This is a genomic window from Halobacillus sp. Marseille-P3879 (genome assembly GCF_900240285.1).
Taxonomy (GTDB): domain Bacteria; phylum Bacillota; class Bacilli; order Bacillales; family Halobacillaceae; genus Halobacillus_A.
Genome location: NZ_OESS01000001.1, coordinates 401,756 through 422,301 on the forward strand (window position 1 = coordinate 401,756; position 20,546 = coordinate 422,301).

The window sequence follows — 20,546 nt, forward strand, 5'->3', positions numbered from 1 at the left end:
GAATTTCCGATCTCGTCCTTTTAAATTTAATCAGGCTTTGTTAAATCCTGCTTTGGAATTACCATGCATTTAACAAAGCCTCCACAAAAGGAGAGAGAGATTATGTCACAATCTTCATTAAACAAAGAGAACATTTCGATCATGTCTAGTTTTTCGGGAAGTCAAAAAGTATATGTGTCAGGTTCAAGGCCTGACATTAAAGTTCCTATGCGGGAAATTAGCTTGAGTCCTACAACAGGTACTTTTGGCGAAGAAGAGAACCCTCCATTACGTGTTTATGACACAAGCGGTCCGTATACAGACCCGGAGTATTCTGTTGATATTACCAGGGGACTTCCTTCTCTTCGCCGTGACTGGATAGAGGAACGAGGAGATGTGGAGGAATATAAAAGTCGGGAAATCCAGCCTGAAGATAATGGGTATAAGGATAAAGAAGATCCACGCGCCAACAATAAAGTGTTTCCCGGGTTAAGTCGTAAGCCAATACGTGCAAAGAAAGGAAAGAATGTTACCCAGCTCCATTACGCTAAACAGGGAATCATCACACCTGAAATGGAATTTATAGCTCTCAGAGAAAATATGGACCCAGCATTCGTTCGAGAAGAAGTGGCGAAAGGAAGGGCCATTATCCCAGCGAATGTAAATCATCCAGAGAGCGAACCTATGATTATCGGACGGAATTTTCATGTCAAAATCAATGCGAATATTGGAAATTCAGCTGTTTCGTCATCTATTGAACAAGAAGTAGAGAAAATGACCTGGGCGACACGCTGGGGTGCCGATAATATTATGGACTTATCTACGGGCAAAGATATTCACACCACCCGAGAGTGGATTATTCGTAACTCAGCCGTCCCGGTAGGCACTGTTCCTATTTATCAGGCATTAGAGAAAGTAAATGGTGTGGCTGAGGATTTAACATGGGAGGTTTACCGTGATACGTTAATCGAACAGGCAGAGCAGGGGGTGGACTATTTCACCATCCACGCCGGGGTTCTTTTACGGTATGTTCCGCTGACGGCGGATCGGTTAACAGGTATTGTATCCCGCGGTGGATCGATTATGGCACAGTGGTGCTTGTATCATCACGAGGAAAGTTTCCTGTATACGCATTTTGAAGAGATTTGTGAAATTATGAAGACTTATGATATTTCCTTTTCGCTTGGAGACGGGCTGCGGCCTGGTTCGATTGCTGACGCTAACGATGAAGCTCAGTTTGCTGAGCTGGAAACCCTCGGGGAGCTGACGAAGATTGCATGGGAACACGATGTACAAGTGATGGTGGAAGGTCCGGGGCATGTGCCTATGCACCTCATTAAAGAAAACATGGATAAACAATTAGAAGCATGCGATGAAGCTCCTTTTTATACACTTGGCCCCCTGACAACTGATGTGGCGCCGGGGTATGACCATATTACTTCGGCGATTGGTGCGGCAATGATTGGCTGGTATGGGACGGCAATGCTTTGTTATGTCACCCCGAAGGAACATTTAGGTTTACCAAACAGGGATGATGTGCGTGAAGGGGTAATCACTTATAAAATTGCAGCGCACGCAGCCGATTTGGCAAAGGGGCATCCAGGGGCTCAGAAAAGAGATGATGCTTTGTCAAAAGCCCGGTTCGAATTTCGATGGAGAGATCAATTTAATTTATCTCTTGATCCAGAGCGTTCTATTGAATACCATGACGAAACTCTGCCCGCTGAGGGGGCAAAGACCGCTCACTTTTGTTCTATGTGTGGACCGAAATTCTGTAGTATGAGAATTTCTCAAGATATTCGTAATTATGCAAAAGATAATGAACTCTTTACGAAAGAAGATATTGAAAAAGGGATGAGGGAAAAAGCGGAAGAATTTAAAAAATCAGGAGGTAACCTGTATCAGTGATCGGAATCCTTTCTGTAGATAAGGTTCGGTTAAAGTTCCCCTAATTAAGGAGAGGCTGGCCGAAATTGAATAAAGCATAAAATAATCCGAACGATTTTACTGAAATCGGTTCGGATTATTTTTGGGACAAGGAAGGATTTAACCCTCACTCTGTCAAAGCACTTTGCTTTCCTGCGGGATCTTAACTACAGGAGTCTTACCACCAAGTCAATCTAGGGCTCCAATGGGACCTCAATGGTAAATTCATCTTTCCCGGGACGATTCTTTGGATCGTAATAATTGTAATCATTTAGGTAAGGAGAATACGTTTTTACGTCAATTTTATTTTCTTCCTGGTTTACGTGTAACAGGCGCATATAGCCCTTTCCACCCTCAGAGATACCCTGGTAATTGGCGAACAGCTGATATACTTTTCGGTCAGGGGTGCCGTCCCCGTTATCGTCTATTTGGTCGACTTTTTTCGATGCCCCGTAGTAATGCCCGCTCAGGGTGGCTACTACGTTCTCATTGGGCTTAATAATCTGCTCATACAAGTCTTCGCCAAGCCGGCTTCTTTTTCCAGTAGGCAGTAAGTATTGGTGAAGGTTAATGAAGGCAATGTGGTCCGGGTGTTTTTCCAGAACATCGTTTACCCAGTCAATTTCTTCCTGTGAAATACCCCAGCTCATATACACCATGATAAATTTGTTGCCATTTATACTTAAGAGATCATAGTGACCACGGTTGTCTTTATATGAATCACCATAGTAAGATTGATTCTCGAACTGCGCTTGGCCGAAGTGTTTGGAGAATGGTGCGTAATCTTTATTTTTTAAATCAATATCATGATTACCTGCTAATACGCCATAGGGTAATTTGGCGTTCTGCAGAACATTCATGGAATCCACGGCGTGCTTCCATTGTTCCTCGTTATCCCAATTGTTAACGATATCGCCTGTATGAATGACGTAGGGGATAGAGAGTTTTTCTTTATTTGAAGCAATCCAATTGGTCATACTCTTATAAATATGTGGATGATGTTTAGAGTAATATTGAGTGTCAGTCATCCAAACAAATGTGTAGTCGTACGATGATTCGGCATTCACCGGGTTATGAACTGTCTGATATCTCTCTTCATGTGAGTCATTTGCAGGAGGGGAAGTAGAGTTGTTAGAGGTTTCGGTAACCTGGTGAAAATTAAGCATTAGAACGATTGTGCATATGGCAGTTGTTACTATTTCGCGGACTTTCCCCATTAGTATCCCCCCTGTATAGCGTGTATTTTGTTTGAAGTTCTTTTGGTGATAATCCTTAAGTTGTAGTTTCTCTTTTTACGTCATTTATTATGCGGTGTCTGTACAACTTTCAACGGGGATGAAACGGTAGGATTTCCTTGAATGAGCGGGGTCTCTTATGGATTGAGGTAAGAACGACGAGAGTTGATTTTCAAGTGAAGCCTTTCTTGTAATAAAATGATTCTTGTTATTTTTGTAGGAATATGTTCTAATTATGATTAACAAAATTATATATGAATCTTCACTAGGGGAGCCGTGAATCGGCTGAGAGAAGCAAGTCAGCAGCTTTGACCCTTATGACCTGATCTAGATCATACTAGCGTAGGGAAGTGAAGCGAGTAATCATTCTTTCGTGAAACATAATTTTTAACAGATAAGCTCGCTCCTTCCAAACAGGAGCGAGCTTTTTTTAATGGGCAAGAATTCTATGTGAAATGCTTGTGGTGCATCCATTTCGCCAAAATTTAATTAAACTTAACAAGCTCATGTTACTGAGTCGTTCGAGTTTTTTAAAAAACTACGCCATTAATTGCCTGTTTTTTAAAGAAAGGAGAAGTGTATATGAACAAAGAGCTGAGCTGCTTACTGGATAAAGTGGGAGAAAGAGAAGATGAACTTCTGGCTTTATTATCTGATTTAGTCAGCTTTCCCACCTTGAGTCCGCCTGCCCGCAATGCAGAAGAAGCTCAGGAGTATGTTGCTGAGCAGCTGAAGAAGCTTGGTTTTACTATTGATTCCTGGGATTTGTATCCGGGAGACCCTGTCATAGTTGGAACGAAACAGGGACAGCGGGAGAATCGAGCGAATAGTCTCATTATTAATGGCCATATAGACGTGGCAGCTATTGAGGAGAATGAAAGCTGGGATTATGATCCGTTTGTATGCACAGTCAAAGAGGATAAAGTGGTCGGACGCGGGGTTGCAGATATGAAGGGCGGATTGGCAGGAGCACTGTTTGCTCTCAAGGTGCTGCATGAAGCTGGAATAGAACCTGAAGGAAATCTCTATTTTCAGTCCGTCGTCGGGGAGGAAGTAGGAGAGGCAGGGACTAAATCTTGTTGTGAGAGAGGATATAAAGCAGATTTAGCTCTAGTAGTCGATACAAGTAACTGCTCTATACAAGGGCAGGGAGGTGTCATTACCGGCTGGATCACAATCGAAAGCCCTGAAACCTTCCATGATGCCAGCAGGCGGTCGATGATTCATGCTGGCGGCGGTCTGCATGGAGCAAGTGCAATAGAGAAAATGATGAAGGTAATAAACGCCTTACAGGAACTCGAACAGCACTGGGCTGTGACGAAATCGAGTCCCGGTTTTCCTTCGGGATCTAATACGATTAATCCAGCTGTAATTGAAGGAGGACGGCATGCTGCGTTTATTGCTGATCGCTGCTCCTTGTGGGTTACAGTTCATTACTACCCTGAGGAACACTATGAGGACGTGATCAGAGAAATTGAACAACATATCCATCATGCAGCAAAAGCTGATCCCTGGTTAAAAGATCATCCTCCGCAATTTTCCTGGGGAGGCACATCGATGATTGAAGACAAGGGAGAAATTTTTCCGGCATTTTCTATAGATTCGAGCCATCGGGAAGTCCAAAGATTAGCTGACGCGCATCAGCTTATTTATAAAAGCCCTGTTGATTATTCAATGTCTCCTACCGTCACTGATGGAGGCTGGTTAGGGGAAGCGGGCATTCCTACGGTCCTATACGGTCCGGGTACGCTTGCTGAGGCCCACGCCGTAAACGAATCAATTGACCGTACACAGCTTCTTCAGTTTACAAAAACGATGGTTGCATTTTTATATGACTGGTTTCAAAACTCTAAGAGGAAGGATGAATGCTGATGTTTACAGATCGACTCTATCAAAAGGCTGAGCCGATATGGAACAAGTATCTTGAGCACCCTTTTGTAAAAGGAATCGGCGATGGAAGCTTAGAGCTTGAAAAGTTTAAATTCTTCATGGAACAGGATTACTTATATTTAATCGACTACTGCCGAGTATTTGCTCTAGGAAGTGTGAAGGCTTCCCGTCTCGAGACAATGACGTTATTTGCAGACCTGCTTCACTCCACCTTGACTGAAGAAATGGAGCTTCACCGGGGATATGCAGAAAAAATCGGAATCAGCAGAGAAGACTTAGAAAACACAAAACCGTCAGCTACACTGCTTGCTTATACCAGTTACATGCTTAACAAGGCTCAGCAAGGGTCTGAGGCTGAGGTGGTGGCATGTGTTCTTGCCTGTGCCTGGAGCTACAATGAAATCGGCTTAGCGTTGTTTCAGAAAGAGGGAGCGAGTGAACATGAGTTCTACGGCGATTGGATCAAGATGTACGCTTCTGATGAATTCACCCAGCTTGCAGAAGACATAAAAAAACTTATGAATCAGCTGGCTGACGATAAGCCGGAGCGTGAGAAGGCTCATCTGGAAGAGATTTTTCTTCATACGAGTAAACTGGAGTACATGTTTTGGGAGATGGCTGAAAAGCAGAAAATGTGGTTAGAAGATTCCGATCTTCTGGAGGATTGAGAGGAAAACAGGGTTGAAATTTCATAATACTATTCCGCTGGGGGGACCTTTTTATAGCATGGAATACTATGCTGATTCATTGTATAAGGTTGAGACTTTAAGACCCTTAGAACCTGATCTGGCTGACACCAGCGAAGGGAAGTGGAGTTTTGGAGAGCGTTTTAAGTTTTCCGATTCTTCCACTTTCCTATGAAACAGGAAAGTGGATTTTTGTTTATAAATAAATTATTTCATCGAAAAGGAGACTTGTAAAAAATGGAAAAAGGTTTGAAGCTGACAGATATTTTAGTAACTATTATTATCGCACTGATTTTTGGAGTGATTTATAAACTGTGGGGACCGTTATATGGAGTGGTTTCGACATTGGGTCTGCACGTGGAACAACTGATTTATGGAATGTGGTTTATTGCTGCGGTCGTTGCCTATTTGATTATACGAAAGCCCGGGGTCGCTTTACTGGCGGAAGTTGCTGCAGCCCAGGGTGAGTTTATTTTTGGCGGGGAGTGGGGAGTAGCCACTTTAATATTCGGGCTGGGCCAAGGACTTGCAGCTGAATTAATTTTCGCGGCTTTTCGTTATAAGCGTTATGATATGTTGATTGCTTCGTTAGCAGGTATTGCCGCTGCACTGGCCTCCATTGGGATTGATTACTATTATGGCTACATCGGAGACTTAGCGCTTTGGAACTTACTCATCCTGTTTGGGGCCAGAATAATTGGTGCCATTATCATTTCCGGCATTTTCGCATATTTAATCGTGCAGTCGTTAGAGAAAACAGGAGTAACTAACCTCGTCAGGCCCGCTTCCAAGGAAGACTATAAGGCACTGGGGTAGCAAACAGGAGGATGACCATGACTAGTATCGCTGGTATGACGAACATGCGGCTGAAATTCCCGGGAGAGGAATCTTTATTGTTTAAAGATTTCTCCCTTTCTTTGAACAAAGGGGAGAAAGTTCTGCTTCTTGGGCCGTCAGGATCAGGGAAGTCGACGCTCTTGCAAGTGTTGACGGGACTTATCCCTGACAGTGTAGAAGTTCCTATGAAAGCAGATGACATCATAATACCGGATTCCTGGGGGTTTTTATTTCAAGATCCAGATACTCAGTTTTGTATGCCTTATGTCGATGAGGAAATTGCTTTCGTTCTTGAGAACCTTCAAGTACCTCGAGAAAAAATGAAAAGCTGCATTGAGTACTATTTACGTGAAGCAGGATTAACTTTTAAAGATATTCATACAAAAATCCAAACCTTATCCGGCGGAATGAAGCAGCGGCTGGCGATTGCATCGGTTCTTGCTCTCGAGCCCGAGGTATTGTTCTTAGATGAACCAACCGCCATGCTGGATCCTGAAGGGACAAAGCATGTATGGGAAACGATAAAGAATGTGGGAGAAAATAAAACCGTCGTTATCGTTGAACATAAAATTGAACATGTGATCGATTTTGTTGACCGGGTGATCCTTCTTGGTGACAACGGTGAAATTATTGCAGATGGTTCAAAAGAGAAAGTGATTGATCAGCATAAACAAGTTCTCATTGACCAGGGAATTTGGTACCCGGGTGTTTGGGAAGATTATATACAAACCAGAACAAGAAATACTACAGCGGCTTCGATAAACAAGGAACAAGAAGCAGTGCATTTATCCGATTTTTCTGCTTACAGGGGGAATAACGAAGTACTTCATGTAGAGGAGGCCAATGCTCATCCTGGAGAATGGATTACGGTTCTTGGAGAGAATGGGGCAGGAAAAAGCACTTTGTTACTTGCGCTGATGAACTTAATTAAATTCAAAGGGACGTATCGTATTCTCGAAAAGGAATGGAAGCAGATTAAACTATTCGCCGATTCAATCACTTTTGTTTTTCAGAACCCTGAATTTCAATTCGTCACTAATTCTGTTTATGAAGAAGTTGCTTTTACTCTTAAGCTGAAGAAATGGAGAGAAGAGGAGATTTCCTCAAGAGTTAACGAGCTGCTCGATCTGTACCACTTGCAGCATCATAAGCACCTCCATCCCTACCAATTATCTACCGGGCAAAAGCGGAGATTGAGCGTTGCGGCTTCAATTGTTAAAGAGCAGCCCATCATTCTGCTAGATGAACCTACATTCGGACAGGATGCGAAAAACACGTTTTCACTTTTAGAGCAGCTTGAACAGTTAAAGGAAGAAGGTGCTGTAATTATTATGGTGACGCATGATTTAAACATTGCGGAGCACTTTGCAACGAAAGTGTGGCGTGTGGAAAACGGAAAACTCGTTGAGGAACCTCCTTCTCCCGATTATTTAGAAAAACAGCAGACAGCTGTGAATTTATAGGAGAAATGAGATATGGCAATAGACTTTTCTTATAAGGAAACATGGCTTCATAAAACAAATCCGAGCTTGAAATTAATCATTATTGGACTTTTGTTTATTCAATTATTGATGATTCATAATCCGAACGTTCTCATCAACTACATGGTTGGAACACTGCTTCTCTATCTCTTCTTTACAGGTCATCCGTGGAAACGGTTGTTCATTATTGCGATTCCATTTCTCTTAATCTTCCTTACGTCGTCTACCTCCATGATTTTCTTTGGACAAGGGGAGGTCACCTGGATGAAATGGGGGCTGGTGCACATTACTGAGGAAAGCTTTTTCCGCGGGTTACATTTAGGTTTTCGTGGAATAATATTTGCTGCTTTAGGAGTTATTTTTGCTTTAACCACCCGCCCTGTTTATTTGTTTTATTCCTTAATGCAGCAATTAAAGCTGAAGCCGAAGTATGCTTACAGCTTCATGGCTGCGATTAGACTCATTCCAATTATGATAGAGGAAATGCAAACGCTGCACTATGCATTGAAAGTACGAGGAGTTCAAGCGGAAAAAGGCATAAGAGGATTTTATAAAAAACTGAAATCTTATGCGATTCCTCTTCTTTCTCAAAGTATAAGAAGAGCCTATCGAATTGCGGTGGCAATGGAGGCCAAACGTTTTTCCAACCACACAAACCGTACTTATTTCTATAAATTAGGTTTCTCGAGATTCGATGTGCTTTTAATGGGCTGCCTATTGACCATTATTTGCCTGGCTTACTATACAGGGATTCATCATCCATACTTTTCCATAACAGATGTCCGTCACAATAGCTAAAAACGAATTTTATTAATGATGTTTAACATAATGTTCGTAAATTGTCCCGAAAACTCTTGATAAATGAAGGGGAGAAACGATAAGATAACGGTAAACCAAAACAATCAGGAGGAGTTATACCATGTTGGGAGCACCGAATCAAAACTATGCTAAAACAATGATGCTGTTAGGGGCTGGGGAATTAGGGAAAGAAGTGGTCATTGAAGCCCAGCGTCTGGGGATCGAGACGGTTGCAGTCGATCGGTATGAAGGGGCGCCGGCCATGCAGGTGGCTCACCGCTTTGATGTGATTGATATGCTTAACGGTGAGCAATTACGAACCGTAATTGAAAAAGAGAAGCCGGATTATATTGTGCCTGAAATAGAAGCAATAGCTACTGACACTCTTCAGGAATTGGAGAATGAGGGATATAATGTAATTCCAACCGCTTATGCTACTCAGTTGACGATGGACCGAGAAGGCATTCGACGGCTGGCGAGTGAAAAATTAGAACTCCCAACGGCAAAATATGAATTTGCCAACTCCTTAGATGAACTGAAAGAGGCAGTAGCCGCCATCGGTACGCCTTGCGTAATTAAACCAATTATGAGCTCTTCCGGGAAGGGGCAAAGCCTGTGCCGGACGGAGGCAGAAATTGAAAACTCCTGGCAGGAAGCATTGAGCAGTGGACGTGGAAACAGCACGCGGGTAATTGTAGAAGAGTTTATTCATTTTGATTCGGAAATCACGCTGTTAACCGTTCGTTCTTCGACGGGGACGTATTACTGTCCTCCCATCGGTCATCAACAGCAAGGCGGCGATTATATTCAATCATGGCAGCCTCATGCGATGAGCGAAGAACACATAAGACAAGCAGAGGAAATTGCTAAGAAAGTTACAGATGAAATCGGAGGATACGGTGTTTTCGGTGTAGAGTTGTTTATCACTTCAGAAGGAGTGTATTTCAGCGAAGTATCACCGAGACCGCATGATACAGGGATGGTTACTTTAGTGACTCAGGATCTCTCGGAATTCGCTCTTCACGTGCGGGCCATCTTAGGGCTGCCTATTGAAGACGTCCACCTTGTGACAGCGGGAGCAAGTCATGCTGTCAAATCCTCGGTTGAAAGCGACAACTATTATATTACCGGCGTTGAAAATGCCCTTACCGTACCTCACACTCAAGTACGTCTTTTCGGAAAGCCTGATGCCAAAGCTGGCCGCCGCATGGCTGTTATACTTAGCAGGGGTGAGAACGTGGAGACAGCATGCAGACAGGCCGAAAAGGCAGCATTAGAAATAAGTATAGAAAGCATATAAATGTAAATTATTTTAAAAAAACTAAGCAGCCGGGCACAGCTGAATGAACAGGGTGTGCCTGGCTTTTATTTTTTCGTTATAAAGTCTAATTATAAGGGTAAATAAATTGTGGGGAGTAGTAACCGAAGGTGATTTAGGGCAGTGAAAAAAATTTATCCCTTAAACGCAATGATATTTGCCTTTTTGTAGAAGAATATAAATCGATGGAAATATGACAAATTAAACAAAGGAGATAAGATGAAACAGACTAAAGAAATAGGTTGGAACCTCGATAACAGTTATTCCCGGCTTCCGGAGACGTTCTATGAGCATGTTGAACCAAGTCCTGTGAGCTCACCCAGGCTGATCGCCTTTAATGGTGCACTAGCAAATTCTATAGGATTGGACGCTGAGAAGCTGCAGTCGGAAGGAGTAGGTGTGTTAGCTGGGAATGAGATTCCAGAAGGTGCTCAGCCCATTGCTCAGGCCTATGCAGGTCATCAATTTGGGAGTCTTACCATGTTAGGAGATGGCCGCGCTGTGCTGATTGGAGAACAAATTACGCCTGCTGGAGACCGTTTGGATATTCAGCTTAAGGGCTCCGGCCGTACTTCTTTCTCTCGTGGTGGCGATGGCCGGGCGACTCTTGGTCCAATGCTTCGTGAATATATTATAAGTGAAGCCATGCACGGGCTGGGGATTCCTACTAATCGCAGCCTTTCCGTTGTTACAACTGGCGAAACTGTAAGAAGAGAAACAGACCTGCCCGGTGCGGTTCTTACCAGGGTGGCTTCCAGTCATCTGCGTATCGGCACCTTTGAATATGCAGCAGGGCGGGGAAGTGTAGAAGAACTTAGAAAGCTGGCTGATTATGCAATTAAGCGTCACTATCCTGAAATCGAAAATAACGAAGATCGATATCTTTCTCTATTCGAAGAAGTTGTTAAACGACAGGCCGCACTGATTGCTAGTTGGGAGCTGGTCGGTTTTATTCATGGTGTAATGAACACTGACAACATGACAATTAGTGGGGAAACTATTGATTATGGACCTTGTGCCTTTATGGACGAGTATGATCCTGATACCGTATTCAGTTCAATTGATGTTCAAGGACGCTACGCTTATAAAAACCAGCCGCCAATCGGCCAGTGGAACCTTGCTCGCTTTGCAGAAGCTATAATTCCGCTGATTCATGAGAATCAAGAACATGCTGTGGAGCTAGCGGTTGAAGTTCATTCTAAATTTGAGCCGCATTACCACTCTCATTGGCTCTCAGGCATGAGGAAAAAGCTGGGTTTATTCAACGAAGAGGATCAGGACGAAGCGTTGATTGAAGATCTTCTACGAATTATGGAAAAGCACCGTGCTGATTATACGAATACTTTCCGAGCTCTCACATTAGACCAGCCTGAGGCCACTGCCATGCATGGTACAACAGAGTTTACGAACTGGCATGGGCAATGGCAGTCAAGACTGAACCGTCAGGAGGAAGAAAAGTCTTCTGTTTATCAGCTGATGAAGAAATCAAATCCTGCGATCATTCCTCGCAACCATCGGGTGGAGGAAGCACTTGAAGCTGCCGTAGCAAAAGAAGATTATAGTGTGATGGAGCGGTTGATCGATGTTCTTTCGGATCCTTATGCTTATTCCCCGGACCAGGAGAAATATGCTGAATTGCCCGATCCGTCCTGCGGTCCTTACCAGACTTTTTGCGGAACATGATCATAATACTAAAGCGCTTGTTCTCATTACAGGGAGCAAGCGTTTTTCCATGAACCACCTCTGCGGGGAGTTTTAGTCCACATGGAGCAGGGTAATTAGTTAAGGCGTGTTATCCTAAGAAGGAGGGAAATAAAATGAGCAAAACAATCTTTATCACTGGGGCAGGAACAGGATTAGGCAAAGGAACAGCGATTGGATTGGCTAAAAAAGGCCATCGTGTAATTGCGGCGGTTGAAATTATTTCTCAAATAACAAGTTTACGCGAAGCAGCTGCAGAAGCAGGCGTTAACTTAGAGGTTATAAAATTAGATATTACAAATAAGCGTGACCAGCAGCTGATTACAGAGTACGATTATGATGTTTTCGTAGCTAATGCGGCAATAGGCGAAGGCGGTCCAATTGCTGAAATTCCAGTAGATCGAGTTCGGGATGTGTTTGAAACGAATGTATTCAGCACCCTTGAAAATGCCCAGCTTGCAGCTAAAAAGTTCGTAGATAAGAAACAGGGTAAAATCATATTCCTTAGCTCCATCGTCGGAATTGTTGGTATGCCTTACCTCGGCGCTTATGTCTCGTCCAAGCATGCCATTGAAGCGATTGCAAAGACAATGAAAGCTGAACTTGAAGAATTCGGTGTTCAGGTCGCTACGATTAATCCAGGGCCGTTTGAAACTGGCTTTAATGACCGTATGTTTGAGGAAAAGCATAAATGGTACGACGAAAACAAAAATTTCACTCCGAGAGAATCGATTGCAGAAACGGAGAAGATTCTGGATGAGCAGTATGATCCTCAGAAAATGATCGATAAAATGGTTGAAGTGGTGGAATCCGACCACCATAATTTCCGTACAGCGTATCCTCAGGATGCAGAAAAGATGATGAAAGAAGAAGAGAAGAAGAATTGGGAGGAGAAAGTGTAAAGGGTTGTCAGTAATTTTCTTTTGCTTAAGTGAGGATCTGGACTGCCTCTGCTGATCCCACACTGTTATAAACTACAAAATTAACAGTAATGATGAATGCCGCTCCAACATACTCTATGGTAGAGCATCATCATAAAAGAACGTTAGGATCATAGATTTCTGGGTATAAGTAATTATAGAGAGCGTAACTTATCTGGCAGACTTATAAGGTAGTTGTTGAAAATAAGTCGAAGCTCTTATATCATTATGTCTATAGATGGTGCCAGAGATTTTGAATTCCGCAGAGGAGTGAACTCATGTTAAAGGAAACTGACTTTCCAACAGAAGAAATGAAGAAACAATGGATCAAGGTACGGAATAAGAAATTAGAAGAGATGGCTCAATATTTCAGGCCTTATTTCCATCTTACTAAAGTCAGGGAAAACAAGAGCAGTTACGAGGTTCAAGGTTACTTTTATCAGCCTGGTTTTGGCGAGGTAAGAATGGCTTTTGAATTCAGCTATGAGAATGTAGCTAAATATACAGATTTATTTGATGAGCCAATTGAAGAGAACCAGTAGGATCGACGATGAATCCCCCACCTGATATCGCTGATAGGTGGGGGATTTCTTAAGGAAAAACTCCCAGCTTCTCTAATTTATTAGTGGTGATAGTGAGGACAATAAAGCCTGCCACGTACATTAGGGCGGTATAAAAGAAACTCCAGCCTTCATTATAATCCACGATATTGAGAAGGAGACTAATATATTCGATTGCCGCCATTCCACTAATAAATAGAACAAGTAATAAAACTCGGTTCTTTTTTTTATAACACAATAAGTAAGAGAACCAGACTCCAGCGATAGTGAAGATTCCAAAGTCAAGAAGTATGGAGTCAAAAAGCACAACTTTAGGCATGTGATGTACCTTCCATAACCCCATATGGCTCCCTGCTTGATTACAAGTTACGGCTGTCAGAGCGGTGATAGGCGCTATAGTGAAAAAGATTTTAGGTGCTTGTTTATAAAGATAAATTCCCAAAACCCAGGGAAGTATAAAACCCGCTATGATGATAAAAAAGAACATTATAATCACCTCTTATTATATTATTTTCCATTTCATAGATTATATACGTAAACTTCACAAGGCTTATTAGCACAAAAAATTTCAATAGAAAATGAAGACGTGGCCGCGCCCGCGAAAAAGCAACGTGTTGTGACGGATCTATGGTGAAATCCTTTTCTGGCCAATAAATAATCCGAACTGATTTCAACAAAATCGTTCGGATTATTATTTGCTTTATTCAGTTTTTCCCAGCCTCATTCACAGACCGTCTAAATGATCTTCGTCCGCCATGGTATTTACTTTATGTCCACGTAAAAGGTATGCATCATCTTAATAATCGTTCCTAGCGTCTGTTTTTTAAAAGCGTCCGTTACAGACTCACCAGTTGGGTTGCTGTAATAAAAGGCCTCTACGTCTTTATTATAAGCAAAACCGATTGCTGATAATGCTTCTTGAAGCTCTTCCGGCAGCCCCGTCAAGCCGGTATGTTCCGTAAAGTATTCGGTTGGATATACCCATACATCCACATCCGTAAGCCCCGTCTCAACGACGAAAAGGTCGTGCTCATTCTTAGAAATCCATTGATCCTTTGAAAAAAGGGAGACCCCTGAGTCTTCGAGTCCTGAAATCCCATCCAGATTAATCCCGAAGATTCCGTTGATTGCTGTCCGAATAGAGGGACCGTTAATTTTCTTGCCAGCGGCTTTCATATATAGGTCCAAGACTTCTATTTTGGACAAATTCATAATGAAACTTTCCTCTGTATTTCTTGTGGGCAGTGCTTCTTCGATCCTTTCAAAAATGATCTGAGGATACTTGTCCGCCTTCCCGGCTTCCAGGTCGGAGACAGCTTTTAGATCTATGCCATATATCTGATCTACAATCCGTCTTACATCTTCAGTAGAGATTTTTTTTCCATGATGGACTAAGTATTTATCCATAATTTCTACCTTTTTCATCTCATTTATATTGGCCAAAGCTCTAGGAAAAGGGAGCGGTCCTTTTGTCTCTTTCCGTAATGCTTTATATACCCCTTTAACAATTTCTTTAGGATACTTCGAGTTCTCTTCCATGGATACGAGTGACATCGTAATCCCGGTTGAAATGATTAATAATACGGTAATAATCCCAAACGGTTTCTTCGTTTTTTCTGAGAATCGTTTCATCCTTTATCCTCCCTTATTGGTCGATGCCTTCACATGAAAGTATACTCTATCCTGTTTATCGGACAAACTTCTTCTATGTTCAGGCGTAACCGGGAAAAAGGTGCTACATAAAGAAGGAGAGGGCAAAATAACCTGCAGCAGCAGCGCCAGCAGCTAACAGGGCAGGCTTTAGTTTAAACTTGGCGTATTCAATAGTATTTAAGTTTAAAATACCAGCTGATGTATTTGTGTCGTCACTAAGCGGGGAAGAGAAGGCTCCAAATGTCCCGCTTGCAAATACGGCTCCAATCGTAATAGGAAGAGAGCTTCCCGCAGTGACAGCGATCGATAAAGCCACGGGCATTAGAATTCCCCATGTACCCCAGGCCGAGCCAATAAAGTAAGATAGGCCGCAGCCAAGTACAAATATAATCACAGCAACATAATTCCCAGGGATCCAGTCAAACCATTCAGAGATTGTATCAGCAAATTCGAGTGCTTCTGTTCCTTTACTAAGCCCCCAAACCATAGCGAGCAGTAAAATGACGTTCATCATATCATTTCCACCGTCGATAAGACCGTCCATCATTCGTTTTAAATGTTCTTTCTTAAATTTTAAGTAAACAACGAACCAGACAATAGTTACAACGACAGCCAGGACCATAGCATCTAACACGCCTTCATTAATGAGAGCTCCAAACCCTGATTTCCCTTCCTCAATTCCGATGGCATACATAAAAACGAAGGTGAGGACGATAACGCTGAACAATGGGATGATTAAGTTCCACGGCTTAGCCGGCAAATCACGCATAACGGCGGGGTGACAGTCTTCCCATTGATCGTCCTCTTGTTCTTTTTTCTCTTCGGGAGTTTTTTCTTTATCGTTTGCAGGCTTTTTACCCTTATGGAAGAAACTTAAATAAAAGCCTAGTATTAACATGGCAAAGGCAAAGAAGTTATACGGAATACTTTGGAGGAAAAGAGTGTAGGCGTCTCCTTCTGTATCAGCCTGGTGAAGCGATAAATCTACTACAGAGGTCATATAGCCTACAAAAGCTGTAGCGACTGGAATTAAAACGACCAGGGGGGTAGCTGTCGTCTCAATGACAAAAGCAAGCTCCTGCTTTGCCATCGGCACCTTCTTACGCATGGCTTTCATCACGGGACCGATTGTCACGATACGAAAGCTTGGTGCGGCAAATGTGCCCACAGATGAAATCCAGGTAAGAATGAATGCCCCACGTTTATTTTCAATTCTTTCCGTTGCAGCTTTAACAAAGCCTTTAATACCACCGGACATGCGAACTAACCCGATTAAAGCAGAGAAGGCATACAAGAATATGATAATCTTTAAATTACTTTCATCCGAGAGGCCTTCCATAATGAACTGGAGGGTCTTGATCATTCCATTCAGCCAATGAGGATCGACCAAATAACCAGCCACGACAACCCCGAATAGTAAACTGGGTATAACCTGTTTTGTCCATATTGCAGCCGCTATGACGACAATAAAAGGAATGACCGATACAAAGTCCATGCTCGCCACCTCTTCCTATAGCTCTTTTACTTCATTAGCTTGAGTGAAGGCGGGAGATAGTATGCATCAGAATGAGAAAAATGCAGTAAATGCTTTTTAATAACAGTGATTTTTAAATTTTTTCTGTAAAGGGGTTGTAAAACGCTTTCATAGTATTTATACTGAACTAAATCGGTTTACTAAACCGGTTTAGTAAAAAGTTTGATACAGATTTGAGGTTGCAGAAAATGAAAACAGTCACAATGGCAGATGTTGCTGAGCAAGCAAATGTCTCTAAAAGCACCGTTTCACAATATTTAAATAAACGTTATGACTATATGGGTGAAAAAACAAAGCTGAGAATCGAAGAAGCGATTAGAGAGCTTGGCTACCAGCCTAATATCGTAGCGAGAAGCCTGAAGCAGAAATCAACGAAAACCATTGGAGTTATTGTAGCAAACATTCTCCACACTTTCTCTACTGAAGTAAGCAGGGCAATTGAAGATGTATGTCACCTGCAAGATTTTCACACGATCATTTGTAATGCCGATGATGACCCTGCTAAAGAAAAAAAGTACATTGAAATGTTGAGGGCGAAGCAGGTTGATGGATTGATTATCTTTCCGACTGGGAATAATCGGGAACTGTATAAAAGGATGCTTGACGAAAAATATCCGGTTGTGTTTTTAGACCGTTCGGTAGCAGATATTCCTGTTTCCTCAGTCATGCTGGAGAATGAAAAGGCCTCGGAGCTTGCTGTTCATCATTTTTATGAGAAAGGACACAAGCTCATTGCAATGATTACTTCGTCGATTGCGGAGAGTGTGTCACCTAGGGTAGAAAGAATGAAAGGATTTAAGAAAGCGCTTCAGTCACTAGGTCTCACAGAAAGAGAAGAGTATGTAAAAAGTGTAGAACCTGACGAGGTAAGAAGATCCCTTCATGAGATGTGGCAGAACTCAGAACCTCCGGAAGCTATACTTGCAGGAAATGATCGAGTATTAAAGGAAATTCTAACGTTTGTTAAAGAAAAAAATCTATCAATACCAGGTGATCTATCTATTATAGGAGTCGATGATGTTCCTTATGCGGACTTTTATAATCCGCCTTTAACTACGGTGGCCCAGCCTACCTTTGAAATGGGAAAAACAGCGGCTGAAGTATTGCTCGACAAAATTAAAAAAAAGCAGCCGGAAGATAATCGTCCTGATGATCGGTTTGAACCAAAATTAATCGTTAGGGATTCGGTAGCGGATAGAGGAGGAGTGCAATAATGTCTACAGATGTAATCACGATAGGGGATGCGATGGTCACCTTCAACCCTTCCCACCATGGCCCGATGCGCTTTGCTTCGTCATTTGAACGTAAGGCAGGAGGAGCAGAATTTAACTTTGCTCTAGGCTGTGCCCGGCTTGGGTTACAAACGCGATGGATCAGTCGTTTAGGAAATGATGAATTTGGTAAATACATTCGGAACTATGCCCGTGGAGAGGGAATTGACGTAAGAGATGTCAAACTGCTGGACGGTTACCCGACTTCGTTAAATTTTAAGGAAATCAGCGAAGACGGAAGCGGCAGAACCTTTTATTATCGAGAGAACTCGCCGACACAAGCATTAACAGAGAAATCTCTAACCGAGGAAACGTTTAGTAATTGTAAGCTTCTTCATATAAGCGGGGTTTTCGCCGCGATTGACCCGGTTAAAAACATTCCCTTGTTAAAGAAAGCGGCAATCATGGCTAAGAATGCCGGCGCTCTCGTCTCATTTGATCCTAATATCCGTTTAAAGCTTTGGGATAAAGCAGAGGCCAAAGAAAAACTCACGGAACTTTTGAATTATGCAGATGTACTTCTGACAGGGGATGAAGAAGCTGATTTGTTATTTGATACCCATGAAACAAGAGAGGTAATAAAGATTTGCCAATCTTATGGTATATCTTCGGCAGCTATTAAAAAAGGAGAAAAAGGTGCAGTCGCCTTCCACGAGGAGGAAGTTATTGAGACTGCTGCAGTTCCGCCGAGCAAAGTTGTCGATACTGTAGGGGCCGGGGATGGGTTTGATGCAGGGTTTATTTATGGTCTGATTCATCAATGGCCGCTTGGCCGCATCCTGAATATAGCCAATACTATTGGTTCAATGGTAGTTAGCGTGTCCGGAGACAATGAAGGTTTACCTGAACTTGAGGATGTTCTGGTGAAGCTTGGAGAAAAAGAGTTAATCGAGAGGTGAAACTATGAATCTTCAACTTGCGCTTGATCGTTTGTCTGAAGAAGAATGTCTGACGATAATAAGTGAAACAAATGAATATGTGGACTGGATTGAAATTGGAACGGGTGTAATTAAAGAGTATGGAATGTCGATTGTTCGCAAAGTTAGAAAGCGTTATCCTGAATCCATTATCGTAGCTGATATGAAAACATGTGATGCAGGAGCTCATGAAGCTTCCCAGGTATTTGAAGCCGGGGCAGATATTACGACAGTTATGGCTTTTGCAGCTGATCAAACGATTGAAGATATGGTTGCGAAAGCAAATGAGTATAACGGTCGGATTATGGTTGATCTGCTCAATGTAGAGGATTCAGAAAGAGTAAGAGAGCTCAGCAGATTAGGAGTTGACCTGGTGAGTCTCCACTTTGGCAAGGATATGCAGCAGAAAGGGGAGATGGATCAGTCTTTATTTGGACTAATCAGTGATTTCCCTCAGCTGGAGGTAGCGGTAGCAGGAGGGATAAACCTTCGCTCGTTACCTGATGTACTTTCCCATCAACCTGATACGGTAATAGTTGGCAGTGCTATCACGAAAAAGGCAGACCGTGAAGAAGCCGCTAGACAAATTAAGGAGGTTATCAAGTCCTATGAAACAAACGATACACACCGTTAGTTATGAAGTGAGCCAAGTTCTGGCAGGCATAGATGAAAAACAAGCTGAGCGAATTGCTCTATCGATTGAAGATGCAGGAAGAATTTTTGTCACAGGTGAAGGCCGTTCCGGCTTAATGGGAAAAGCCTTTGCGATGAGATTAATGCATGCAGGCTATGAAGTGTATGTAACAGGAGAAACCATTACTCCAAGCATTCAAGAAGGTGACTTATTACTGGCGATTTCTGGTTCTGGTTCAACATCATCAATTTGTCAATTCGCTGAAAAAGCGAAGAAGCAAGGTGCTGTAATCGCTTCTGTCACTACGAACAGAGAATCACGTCTGGCAGAAGTCAGTGATTACGTGCTTGTGGTGCCAGCAGCAACTAAGAAACGTCTGGCAGAAGAACCTGAAACGATTCAGCCTCTTGGCAATCAGTTCGATCAGTCGCTTCATTTACTGCTGGACGCCATCATTATTTATACAGTCAATCAATCCATGAAAACAAACAATGAAGAAATGACAGGTCGTCACGCGAATCTTGAATAGGAGGAAGAGAAGCATGCAGAAAATATTAAATCAAGCAAAAGTCATCCCGGTGGTCCGGAAAGCTAATGAAGATAATGTGGTCCCTATAGCTGAAGCTTTATACGCTGGAGGTATCTCGGTTATTGAAATCACAGCTGAAACTCCTAAAGTTGAAGAATTAATTAGAAAAGTTAGAAACAGTTCCTGCGATATTCTGGTAGGAGCTGGAACCGTGCTAGATGCTGAGACAGCAAGAGCCGTGATTACGGCAGGTGCTCAGTTTCTTGTCTCTCCAACATTCAATCAGGACGCCATTAAAATGGCCAACCGTTACGGAATTCCTTTTATGAGTGGTGCGATGACACCGACTGAGGTGTTAACGGCTTTTGAGGCTGGAGCCGCTATGGTTAAAGTGTTTCCAGCAGGCTCAATGGGACCAGATTATATTAAGAATATTCGCGGTCCTCTGCCGCATATCCCGATAATGGCAACAGGGGGGATCCACCTGGACAATATGGTTGATTACTTGAAAGCAGGAGCTCAAGCAGTAGGTGTTGGAAGTCAGCTTGTGGCAGCTGATCAATTAGAGTCTGCCGAAGATTATCAGAAGTTAACGAAAGAAGCAGAGCGTTACATTCAAAAGTCCCTTTAATTTTTATCATTTCATGAAAGCGCGTTCAATAATAGAGGAGGGAATA

The 20,546-nt window shown here is 42.6% G+C and carries 19 protein-coding genes and 2 riboswitches; of the genes, 15 read left to right on the forward strand and 4 right to left on the reverse strand.

What is annotated here, in order from left to right; genetic code table 11:
* Window positions 1-102 precede the first annotated feature (102 nt).
* Window positions 103-1,887, forward strand: a complete 1,785-nt coding sequence (gene thiC, locus C1A12_RS02050; RefSeq protein ID WP_101842185.1) for a phosphomethylpyrimidine synthase ThiC — start codon at window positions 103-105, stop codon at window positions 1,885-1,887.
* A 212-nt stretch (window positions 1,888-2,099) separates the two neighbouring features.
* Here thiC and C1A12_RS02055 read toward each other — a convergent pair whose 3' ends face one another.
* Window positions 2,100-3,122, reverse strand: a complete 1,023-nt coding sequence (locus C1A12_RS02055; RefSeq protein WP_101842186.1) for a metallophosphoesterase — start codon at window positions 3,120-3,122, stop codon at window positions 2,100-2,102.
* Between the two features lie 275 nt (window positions 3,123-3,397).
* Window positions 3,398-3,506, forward strand: a riboswitch (TPP riboswitch).
* A gap of 216 nt (window positions 3,507-3,722) precedes the next feature.
* On the opposite strand from C1A12_RS02055, the gene C1A12_RS02060 reads away from it, so the two are divergent.
* The 9 genes from C1A12_RS02060 (at window position 3,723) to C1A12_RS02100 (ending at window position 13,313) form a co-directional block, all read left to right on the forward strand.
* On the forward strand, window positions 3,723-5,012 hold the full coding sequence (locus C1A12_RS02060) for an acetylornithine deacetylase (RefSeq protein ID WP_101842187.1): 1,290 nt from the start codon (window positions 3,723-3,725) through the stop codon (window positions 5,010-5,012).
* Window positions 5,006-5,698, forward strand: a complete 693-nt coding sequence (tenA, locus tag C1A12_RS02065) for a thiaminase II (protein WP_200816537.1) — start codon at window positions 5,006-5,008, stop codon at window positions 5,696-5,698. Before C1A12_RS02060 ends, tenA begins: the two co-directional genes overlap by 7 nt.
* Window positions 5,699-5,727: 29 nt before the next feature.
* Window positions 5,728-5,855: riboswitch (TPP riboswitch) on the forward strand.
* Window positions 5,856-5,953: 98 nt separating this feature from the next.
* A complete protein-coding gene (locus C1A12_RS02070; RefSeq protein ID WP_101842188.1) occupies window positions 5,954-6,532 on the forward strand; it encodes an ECF transporter S component in 579 nt (192 codons plus the stop codon).
* Window positions 6,533-6,549: 17 nt separating this feature from the next.
* The gene (locus tag C1A12_RS02075) at window positions 6,550-8,016 is read left to right on the forward strand and encodes an ABC transporter ATP-binding protein (protein ID WP_101842189.1); all 1,467 of its coding nucleotides are present in this window, start codon (window positions 6,550-6,552) and stop codon (window positions 8,014-8,016) included.
* A 12-nt stretch (window positions 8,017-8,028) separates the two neighbouring features.
* A complete protein-coding gene (locus tag C1A12_RS02080) occupies window positions 8,029-8,832 on the forward strand; it encodes an energy-coupling factor transporter transmembrane protein EcfT (RefSeq protein ID WP_101842190.1) in 804 nt (267 codons plus the stop codon).
* A 121-nt stretch (window positions 8,833-8,953) separates the two neighbouring features.
* The gene (gene purT, locus C1A12_RS02085; RefSeq protein WP_101842191.1) at window positions 8,954-10,132 is read left to right on the forward strand and encodes a formate-dependent phosphoribosylglycinamide formyltransferase; all 1,179 of its coding nucleotides are present in this window, start codon (window positions 8,954-8,956) and stop codon (window positions 10,130-10,132) included.
* Between the two features lie 237 nt (window positions 10,133-10,369).
* A complete protein-coding gene (locus tag C1A12_RS02090; protein ID WP_101842192.1) occupies window positions 10,370-11,833 on the forward strand; it encodes a YdiU family protein in 1,464 nt (487 codons plus the stop codon).
* Between the two features lie 134 nt (window positions 11,834-11,967).
* On the forward strand, window positions 11,968-12,753 hold the full coding sequence (locus tag C1A12_RS02095) for an SDR family oxidoreductase (RefSeq protein ID WP_101842193.1): 786 nt from the start codon (window positions 11,968-11,970) through the stop codon (window positions 12,751-12,753).
* Between the two features lie 296 nt (window positions 12,754-13,049).
* Window positions 13,050-13,313: a hypothetical protein gene (locus C1A12_RS02100; protein ID WP_101842194.1), complete on the forward strand. Its 264-nt coding sequence runs from the start codon at window positions 13,050-13,052 to the stop codon at window positions 13,311-13,313.
* A 49-nt stretch (window positions 13,314-13,362) separates the two neighbouring features.
* On the opposite strand, the gene C1A12_RS02105 is transcribed toward C1A12_RS02100, so the two are convergent.
* The 3 genes from C1A12_RS02105 to C1A12_RS02115 all read right to left on the reverse strand — a co-directional run bounded on the left by C1A12_RS02105 (window position 13,363) and on the right by C1A12_RS02115 (window position 16,479).
* The gene (locus C1A12_RS02105) at window positions 13,363-13,818 is read right to left on the reverse strand and encodes a hypothetical protein (protein ID WP_101842195.1); all 456 of its coding nucleotides are present in this window, start codon (window positions 13,816-13,818) and stop codon (window positions 13,363-13,365) included.
* 275 nt (window positions 13,819-14,093) lie between these two features.
* Entirely contained in the window at window positions 14,094-14,963 is an 870-nt protein-coding gene (locus C1A12_RS02110; protein WP_101842196.1) for a hypothetical protein, read from the reverse strand.
* Between the two features lie 103 nt (window positions 14,964-15,066).
* Window positions 15,067-16,479 carry a Na+/H+ antiporter NhaC family protein gene (locus C1A12_RS02115; RefSeq protein ID WP_101842197.1) on the reverse strand — a complete coding sequence of 471 codons (1,413 nt, stop codon included), beginning with the start codon at window positions 16,477-16,479 and terminating at the stop codon, window positions 15,067-15,069.
* A gap of 227 nt (window positions 16,480-16,706) precedes the next feature.
* On the opposite strand from C1A12_RS02115, the gene C1A12_RS02120 reads away from it, so the two are divergent.
* From C1A12_RS02120 to C1A12_RS02140, 5 genes are read left to right on the forward strand one after another with little or no spacing between them, the layout of a single operon-like run.
* A complete protein-coding gene (locus C1A12_RS02120) occupies window positions 16,707-17,732 on the forward strand; it encodes a LacI family DNA-binding transcriptional regulator (protein WP_101842198.1) in 1,026 nt (341 codons plus the stop codon).
* Window positions 17,732-18,688: a sugar kinase gene (locus tag C1A12_RS02125; protein WP_101842199.1), complete on the forward strand. Its 957-nt coding sequence runs from the start codon at window positions 17,732-17,734 to the stop codon at window positions 18,686-18,688. The genes C1A12_RS02120 and C1A12_RS02125 overlap by 1 nt, the downstream gene beginning before the upstream one ends.
* Window positions 18,689-18,692: 4 nt before the next feature.
* Window positions 18,693-19,340, forward strand: a complete 648-nt coding sequence (gene hxlA, locus C1A12_RS02130; RefSeq protein WP_101842200.1) for a 3-hexulose-6-phosphate synthase — start codon at window positions 18,693-18,695, stop codon at window positions 19,338-19,340.
* Window positions 19,315-19,869, forward strand: a complete 555-nt coding sequence (gene hxlB / locus C1A12_RS02135) for a 6-phospho-3-hexuloisomerase (RefSeq protein WP_101842201.1) — start codon at window positions 19,315-19,317, stop codon at window positions 19,867-19,869. The genes hxlA and hxlB overlap by 26 nt, the downstream gene beginning before the upstream one ends.
* Window positions 19,870-19,882: 13 nt before the next feature.
* A complete protein-coding gene (locus C1A12_RS02140) occupies window positions 19,883-20,500 on the forward strand; it encodes a bifunctional 4-hydroxy-2-oxoglutarate aldolase/2-dehydro-3-deoxy-phosphogluconate aldolase (protein WP_101842202.1) in 618 nt (205 codons plus the stop codon).
* Window positions 20,501-20,546 lie beyond the last annotated feature (46 nt).